The organism is Lysinibacillus sp. UBA6686 (genome assembly GCF_002455205.1).
Classification (GTDB): Bacteria; Bacillota; Bacilli; order Bacillales_A; family Planococcaceae; genus Lysinibacillus; species Lysinibacillus pakistanensis.
This window is the reverse complement of record NZ_DKJS01000022.1, coordinates 93,902-101,610: the sequence shown is the minus strand read 5'-3', so window position 1 is coordinate 101,610 and position 7,709 is coordinate 93,902. Positions and strand designations below refer to the sequence as shown.

The following is a 7,709-nucleotide window of genomic DNA, read 5'->3' as shown; positions in this document are numbered from 1 at the left end:
CCCGATTGGCTACGAGAATTTTGTTGATTGACACCATTGATATCCCCCTTTATGATTGTGATTTTTTCCTTTCTACCTTTTCAAACATGGAAACATTAATCAATATCCCCATAGCTAAAGATAGAATAATTATAGATGTCCCGCCATAGCTAATAAAAGGTAGCGTTACACCGGTTAACGGGATTAACCCAGTTACACCCCCAAGATTGATAAACGACTGAAAACCAATCCAGCTTGCAATACCAGCCGCAATCATACGTGCCAGTGGATCTTTCGTACGCAAAGCAATTGAAAATCCTTTATATATAATAAATCCTAGACCACCTAAGACGATAAGTACTCCCCAAATACCTAGCTCCTCCATAATAATCGCCATAATAAAATCGGTTTGTGGTTCAGGCAAATACCCCAATTTTTGAATGGATTGACCTAGTCCCCTTCCTTCTAAGCCGCCTCCACCAATTGCATAATAACTATTTACAACTTGATGACCAAAATCATTTTCATAATCAAACGGGTTAAAATAGGATAAAATACGACCTTTCCGATTCCCCTTTAACAGCTCGCCTTTAAACATCCATAGAATACCAATGATAGCTGCACCAAATGCCCCTAACACACCAAAAAACTTCCAAAATGTTTTAAACGGAATTCCACTAGCTGCCACAACTGAGACAGCTATACCACATAAAATAATGCTGGCTCCTAAATCTGTTTCAAAAGCTACTCCCGCAACTACAAGTATCCAAAGAAATATTGGATAAAATATTTCAGTCGGTTGTAGCTTTTCAAATGTATATTTTTGTGCTTTTCGATGAAAGGCAGCAGCAAAATATAAAATAATAAATAGTTTCGCATATTCAGAGGGCTGGAAATTTCCCAATCCAGGAACAGCTATCCAGCTCTGAGATCCGATTCCTTCCTCAGCACCATTTCCGTCTATCTTTACCCAAGTAAATAACACAGCAAGTACAATCGTCAGCAACAGCATAATATTTTTATTTGCATAATGCTTATAAGGGAAAAATGCTGCCACTAAAAATCCTAAAAACGCTACGATTAAATTGGTCACTTGCTTACTATAATAGAAATCGGGTGTTTGTTCTTTGTGAACAATAGCCACCATCATACTGGAGCTATAAATCATCACCAAACCAAATAAGCTTAGCAATAGAACCGTAAAAAATAATGGATAATCAAAATTTTGTGCATAACGTTTTAAGTATTGTCTCATCGAAAAACCTCGTTCTAGAAAAAAAACTCAAATCGCAGATTGCGTTTGAGTTTTTTCTTTTTATTTGTCTGTATACGCGTCATGTAGTACAGAAAGTTCTTTCTCGAGTGAATCGAGAATTTCTTTGCCTTTTTCGCGCTCAATCAGTCCAAGCTTCACAGCAAAGTCAATTTCACGTGAAAGGCCGAACATTTGTGTATCTAATACTTCTTCATATAAAGGGCATTGTGGCATTGTTAAATGATCCATTTGTACTCGAATAAGGCGAGCAATTTTGTCTGCATCAGCAACTAAAAGCTCCAAAGCCTTCTCCTGAAAAGAAGTTTGTGATTTCGTATCCATGAGGACGCCCCCATTATCTGATATTTCTTCGATTCTATCTTAATAAAGTTTATCTTTTAGTCGTTAAAATTGCAAGTGTCTTCATTGGAAAAATAACGAATTCAAATTATATTTCTTTATTATCTCTAGTCATTAGCGTTATACTATTTCATGGATATACAAGATTTAAGGAGGATTTCTATTATGGAAACAATAATTCCTATCAAGGGTGCAGTTTCATTTCAACTAACATTAGATCCTACAGTTTGGATTTTCGATGATCGTAAATTAGATTTAAAAACATACTTCACATCACAAGAAGTGGAGGAGGATAAGGATATTAAATATATGCGTGAGGTAGGCGCTCATTGGTCACGCGAAATAATGGAAGGAGCCACTTTCCCTCCAACTCTAAAATCTGAACGTAAATTTGATCGTAAAGGGATGGAAACAGGTACTTTCGGTATTGAATTGAGCCCCTTCTTGAAAAATGCGGAAATTAAACCTGAAGCGACAATGATCGTTATTGAATGTGAAGATGGCACAGAATATCCATTCTCCATTGCAGAGGCACAAACACTCATTTTAAAATATAGCCAGGACGGCAAACCTTTACTTGAAGATGGCCCTGTCCATGTGCTCTTTAAAGATGGTTCAAATGTAGACAACCCTATTAAAAATGTATCAGCCATTCGTGTTGAATAGGAGGGAATGCAATGCGTGTAAAATGTGTCATTTGCGATACAATTAACAATTTAGACGATGATTTACCGTTAGCAAAAAAATTACGCAATCGACCAATTCATACGTATATGTGTGATATATGTCATGATCGGATTAAAGACAATACGCTTGCACGAATAGAAACAGGAAATTTCCGCTTTTATCGCACTTCACCACAAATGGATAAAGATTTTTAAATACAACAAAATCATTCCGAAGTATGAATATTCTCGGAATGATTTTGTTTTTTTAGGTGTTTGAAGATATCAATAATATTTTCCATAACAATAAAAGCGAGGTATCCCACAACGCTGAGATTAACCTCGCTTCCATTCTTTTAATCCAACTTAGGAGCCACATTATCTTATGCATTATTCTTTATGATTACCTTCTCAATCAGCTCGACTACCTGATACATAATAGTCGCAAAAAAGGCAATGATGAGCAGTGACATCAGAACTAGATTAAAATTAAATACTTGGAAGCCATAGATGATTAAATAGCCAAGACCTTTTGAGGCAACTAAAAATTCCCCTACAATAACCCCTACCCATGATAACCCTACGTTTACCTTTAAAGTAGAAATAATCGTTGGAAAAGAGGCTGGTAATATGACTTCTTTAAATATCTGCCACCTCGTAGCCCTAAAAGTTTGTAAAACTTTGCTATAGTTCGGATCTACTCCTTTAAAGGCTGTATAAACAACAATAGTTGTAATAATTATCGAAATTAAGGCACCCATAGCAATTATCGAAAAATACCCTGGTCCAAGTGCAACAATTAAAATAGGTCCTAGCGCTACTTTTGGCATGGCATTTAAAATCACTAAATAAGGATCCAATACCTTAGACAATAATGGGGACCACCATAAAATAATAGCTATTAATGTACCAAGTAAAGTACCCGCAATAAAACCAATAATCGTCTCCATCAGCGTGACACCAACGTGCAAAGTTAACGAACCATCACTTACTTTTCCAATAAATGTTTGCCATACATGTGTTGGCGAACTAAAAATTAACCGATCAATCCATTCAAATCTAGAAAGAAGCTCCCATCCACCAAAAAAAATGAGTAAGATGATGAGCTGATAAAATCGAACAAAACGTTTTTCCTTTTTTAACATTTGTTGATACTGTTTAAAAGGTGTATTATCCAAGGCTCTCCAGCTCCTTCCAAATAGCTTGGAATACATCTGAATATGCTGGATGTTGCCGTGCATCAAAGGGGGATAGCTGTTGTAATGCTTCCGGTATTTCAAAAACTCTGTGTAATGTACCTGGATTAGCAGAGAAGAGAAATACCCGTTCACTCATCGCAATCGCCTCTCCAATATCATGAGTGACAAGAACTGCTGTTTTTTGATAGGCCTTTAACGTTTCAACAACCAAATCCTCAAGCTTTAGCTTCGACTGATAATCAAGTGCTGAGAATGGTTCATCCAGCAGTAAAATTCTAGGATTTACTGCCAGCGTTCTGGCTAGTGCAACACGTTGCCGCATCCCACCAGACAGCTCTCGTGGGTAATTACCGCTGACATTTGCTAGCCCCACTTCTTGTAACAATGCATTTGCAGTTACTTTATGCGTTTTTTGGCTACGCTCCATAATCTTCAAGCCGATCGTAATATTGTCCTCAATATTTTTCCACGGAAATAAATAATCTTGCTGAAGCATATAGCCAATAAGTGATTGGTTTTGTGTCGATATTTCCTCACCATCAATATATATCTTGCCTTTAGTAGGAGGAAATAAGCCTGCTATGATGGATAATAAAGTTGTTTTCCCACAACCGCTCGGTCCGATAAAAGAGACAAACTCTCCTTCTCGAATGCCTAAATTGATATCACATAATACATCCTTTGCCTGTGTACTTGAAAAATAGCTATGGTGAATATTTTCTAGATTTAAAAATTCCATATTACTCAGCAGCCTTTTTTGCAAAAGTTGTATTCACCAATTCTTCATAATCCACCCGTTGAGGAAGTTCACCTGCTTCCTCCATAATCGTTTGCAAGTTATCCCATTCCCCCTTCTCCAATATAGGATCTGTCGCATAAGAGCCCTGAGATTTATAACGCTCTACCACTGTTTCAATCAAGTCTACATCCACATTTTCAAAGTATGGCTGAATAATTTTAGCTACTTCGGCAGCACTCTCTTTTTGCACAAAATCCTGTGCCCGTTTCAATGCATTTGTAAAGCCTTGGACGGTCTTCGCTTCATCCTTTAAATAACTACTTTTTGCCATAAACGAGGTATAAGGTAAATGGCCAGATTCTGTACCAAATGAAGCAACAATATAGCCTTTCCCTTCTTTTTCGAACACACTTGCAGTCGGTTCAAACAGTTGTACAAAATCTCCTGTTCCAGAAGCAAAGGCCGTAGCAATATTTGCAAAGTCAATGTTTTGAATAAGTGTTAAGTCTTGAGTAGGATCTATGCCATGCTTTTTCAATACAAATTCACCTGCCATTTGTGGCATTCCACCCTTACGTTGCCCTAAAAATGTGGAGCCTTTTAATAGATCCCAAGAAAAATTATCTATCTTATCCCGTGCAACTAAAAATGTACCATCTGTTTGGGTAAGCTGAGCAAAATTTTGAATTGGATCATTTGCGCCTTGAAGCGTTACATAAATAGAGGTCTCTGATCCAACTAGGGCAATATCAATCCCATCTGAAAGTAATGCCGTCATTGTTTTATCCCCACCAGCTATTGTCTGAAGTTCTACAGAAAGTCCTTCATCTTCGAAGAATCCTTTTTCAAGTGCTATATACTGTGGTGCATAGAAAATTGAGCGCGTCACCTCTCCAACTTTGACTTTTTCAAGCTCATGTTTATTACACGCCGCCAAAGAAAGGAGAAGTACAGCAATTACACTAAAAAACAAGCTTCTTTTAAACCACCGCATTCCTTTTCCTCCTCGTTTGTTGAAAATAAGTCTATCGACATTAACTTATTCACTTTAGAAGGTTTCGGTGCCTATGGTTTGACAATTCTCTTAAGCAACAAAAAAACAGCCTTAGCTTCAACACTAAGACTGTTTCTCAAATATAGTTATTTCACTGATTAGTAGCTTGTTGCTCTTCTCTTTTTTCACGCCACATACGTGTTTTATAGACAATTAAAATTAATGCCGCTACAATAAGCCCTTCAACCATTGGAAGATATAAAGCAAAAAATGTTAACAGGATACAACCTAAAAATAGGAAAATATAAATAATAATATTTTGTGATCTTTTTAATTTCTTTGCAAAGCCTAATTTATAGACAATTGCCGAAAGTAGAAACACCAGGAAAAATAGAACATAGCCAGCAATGTCATAGTTAGGCATATTCTCATATAAAAAACGTGTAATTCCAGCCATTTTTTCATAGGCATCTTCTGTTTCCTTTGCATTTACCTGTGCAGCTACTTGAATAACATTCAGTTCCCCCATTAAAGCGGACTTAATATCCAAGACTCCTCTTCCTTTCGTGGAAGCAAAAAATTATTGTTCAGCGTTTTTAAGCTTTTTCGCTATTCTTTCACGTTCATTTTTATCTAGAATTTGTTTACGAAGGCGAATAGATTCTGGTGTAATTTCTAGGTACTCATCATCATTTAAGAATTCTAATGCTTCTTCTAGTGTTAATAAACGTGGCTTTTTAATAACGTTTGTTGCATCTTTTGTCGCGGAACGAACATTCGTTTTTTGCTTCATTTTTGTTATGTTTACAGTGATATCATTGTCACGTGTATTTTCGCCAACGATCATACCTTCATAAATTTCAGTACCTGGCTCTACAAATAGTGTACCACGGTCTTCTACTTGCATCATACCATAAGTTGTTGATTTACCAGTTTCCATTGAAACAAGAACACCTTGGTGACGTCCACCAATACGACCTGGGATATATGGTTGGTAGCAATCAAATGTATGGTTAATGATACCAAAGCCTTTTGTCATTGACATAAACTCTGTCGTATAACCGATTAAACCACGAGCAGGAACTAAGAATGTTAAACGAACTTGACCATTGCCATTGTTCACCATATCTAACATTTCACCTTTACGAGTACCAATTGATTCAATAACAGAACCAACATTTTCCTCAGGAACATCAATCTGTACACGTTCAAATGGCTCACATTTTACACCATCAATTTCACGAATGATTACTTGAGGTTTTGATACTTGTAGCTCGAAGCCCTCACGACGCATATTTTCAATCAGGATTGATAAATGCAGTTCACCACGGCCTGAAACTGTCCATGCATCTGGCGAATCCGTATCTTCAACGCGTAAAGATACATCTGTTTGAAGCTGTGAACGTAGGCGTTCCTCCACCTTACGGGCAGTTACCCATTTACCCTCGCGCCCTGCAAATGGCGAGTTGTTGACTAAGAATGTCATTTGTAATGTTGGTTCATCAATACGTAATGGTGTTAATGCTTCTTGATGCTCTACTGGACATACTGTTTCACCAACGTTGATGTCCTCCATACCTGAAACGGCGATTAAGTCCCCAGCTTTAGCTGACTGAATTTCTTCACGTTTTAAACCAAAGAAACCAAATAGTTTCGTTACACGGAATTGTTTTACAGTACCGTCTAATTTCATTAATGCAACTTGTTGTCCTACTTCAATAGTACCGCGGAATACGCGTCCGATCCCAATACGACCAACATAATCATTATAATCAAGTAATGCTACTTGGAATTGTAATGGTTCTGCTGAGTTATCAATTGGTGCTGGGATTGCTTCGATTACCTTTTCAAATAGACATTGCATATTTTCTTCTTGGTTTGCTGGATCAGCATCAAGAGAAGCTGTACCATTGACACCTGATGCATAAACAACAGGGAAATCTAGTTGATCATCGTCAGCACCTAGCTCGATAAATAATTCTAATACTTCATCGACTACTTCTAATGGTCGTGCTGAATCTTTATCAACTTTGTTTACAACTACAATCGGTGTTAACTTTTGTTCTAACGCTTTTTTTAATACAAAGCGTGTTTGCGGCATACAACCCTCATACGCATCGACAACTAGTAAAACGCCATCTACCATTTTTAAAATACGTTCTACCTCACCACCGAAGTCAGCGTGTCCAGGCGTATCAAGGATGTTGATACGTGTTCCGTTATAGTTTACCGCAGTATTTTTTGCTAAAATTGTAATACCACGTTCGCGTTCAATATCATTAGAGTCCATTGCACGTTCTTCAACATGTTCGTTTGAACGGAATGTACCAGATTGTTTTAATAATTGGTCAACTAAGGTAGTTTTACCATGGTCAACGTGGGCGATAATTGCGATATTGCGAAGATCTTGACGTAAGTTTGTCATTATTCCACTCCATATTCTTTTTTCGAATGTTTAACTGTGATATTATAGCACAAGAGGGATAGAAATGTCCTTATTAGAATTTCCATCATTCTA

The 7,709-nt window shown here is 37.2% G+C and carries 9 protein-coding genes; 2 read left to right on the top strand and 7 right to left on the bottom strand.

Translation table 11 applies throughout. From position 1 onward, the window contains the following. Window positions 1-49: 49 nt before the first annotated feature. Window positions 50-1,234, bottom strand: coding sequence for an FtsW/RodA/SpoVE family cell cycle protein (locus B2R82_RS05800; RefSeq protein WP_286923960.1), 1,185 nt, complete (start codon window positions 1,232-1,234; stop codon window positions 50-52). 60 nt (window positions 1,235-1,294) lie between these two features. Continuing rightward, window positions 1,295-1,576, bottom strand: a complete 282-nt coding sequence (locus B2R82_RS05795; protein ID WP_004224778.1) for a YlaN family protein — start codon at window positions 1,574-1,576, stop codon at window positions 1,295-1,297. A gap of 183 nt (window positions 1,577-1,759) precedes the next feature. Between B2R82_RS05795 and B2R82_RS05790 the strand changes: the two genes are divergently transcribed. Continuing rightward, entirely contained in the window at window positions 1,760-2,260 is a 501-nt protein-coding gene (locus B2R82_RS05790; RefSeq protein WP_286923959.1) for a peptidyl-prolyl cis-trans isomerase, read from the top strand. A gap of 11 nt (window positions 2,261-2,271) precedes the next feature. Beyond that, window positions 2,272-2,475, top strand: coding sequence for a YlaI family protein (locus tag B2R82_RS05785; RefSeq protein WP_283871029.1), 204 nt, complete (start codon window positions 2,272-2,274; stop codon window positions 2,473-2,475). 167 nt (window positions 2,476-2,642) lie between these two features. Here B2R82_RS05785 and B2R82_RS05780 read toward each other — a convergent pair whose 3' ends face one another. The 5 genes from B2R82_RS05780 to typA all read right to left on the bottom strand — a co-directional run bounded on the left by B2R82_RS05780 (window position 2,643) and on the right by typA (window position 7,616). Beyond that, entirely contained in the window at window positions 2,643-3,437 is a 795-nt protein-coding gene (locus B2R82_RS05780) for an ABC transporter permease (RefSeq protein ID WP_286923958.1), read from the bottom strand. Beyond that, window positions 3,430-4,197, bottom strand: coding sequence for an ABC transporter ATP-binding protein (locus tag B2R82_RS05775; protein WP_286923957.1), 768 nt, complete (start codon window positions 4,195-4,197; stop codon window positions 3,430-3,432). Before B2R82_RS05775 ends, B2R82_RS05780 begins: the two co-directional genes overlap by 8 nt. A gap of 1 nt (window position 4,198) precedes the next feature. After that, the gene (locus B2R82_RS05770) at window positions 4,199-5,191 is read right to left on the bottom strand and encodes an ABC transporter substrate-binding protein (RefSeq protein ID WP_286923956.1); all 993 of its coding nucleotides are present in this window, start codon (window positions 5,189-5,191) and stop codon (window positions 4,199-4,201) included. A 151-nt stretch (window positions 5,192-5,342) separates the two neighbouring features. Continuing rightward, on the bottom strand, window positions 5,343-5,741 hold the full coding sequence (locus B2R82_RS05765) for a YlaH-like family protein (protein WP_283871025.1): 399 nt from the start codon (window positions 5,739-5,741) through the stop codon (window positions 5,343-5,345). A 30-nt stretch (window positions 5,742-5,771) separates the two neighbouring features. Then, entirely contained in the window at window positions 5,772-7,616 is a 1,845-nt protein-coding gene (gene typA / locus B2R82_RS05760) for a translational GTPase TypA (protein ID WP_286923955.1), read from the bottom strand. Window positions 7,617-7,709 lie beyond the last annotated feature (93 nt).

Coding starts and splice junctions, on each gene's coding strand:
- B2R82_RS05800 (WP_286923960.1), bottom strand. CDS start 1,234: ATGAGACAATACTTAAAACGTTATGCACAAAATTTTGATTATCCATTA.
- B2R82_RS05795 (WP_004224778.1), bottom strand. CDS start 1,576: ATGGATACGAAATCACAAACTTCTTTTCAGGAGAAGGCTTTGGAGCTT.
- B2R82_RS05790 (WP_286923959.1), top strand. CDS start 1,760: ATGGAAACAATAATTCCTATCAAGGGTGCAGTTTCATTTCAACTAACA.
- B2R82_RS05785 (WP_283871029.1), top strand. CDS start 2,272: ATGCGTGTAAAATGTGTCATTTGCGATACAATTAACAATTTAGACGAT.
- B2R82_RS05775 (WP_286923957.1), bottom strand. CDS start 4,197: ATGGAATTTTTAAATCTAGAAAATATTCACCATAGCTATTTTTCAAGT.
- B2R82_RS05770 (WP_286923956.1), bottom strand. CDS start 5,191: ATGCGGTGGTTTAAAAGAAGCTTGTTTTTTAGTGTAATTGCTGTACTT.
- typA (WP_286923955.1), bottom strand. CDS start 7,616: ATGACAAACTTACGTCAAGATCTTCGCAATATCGCAATTATCGCCCAC.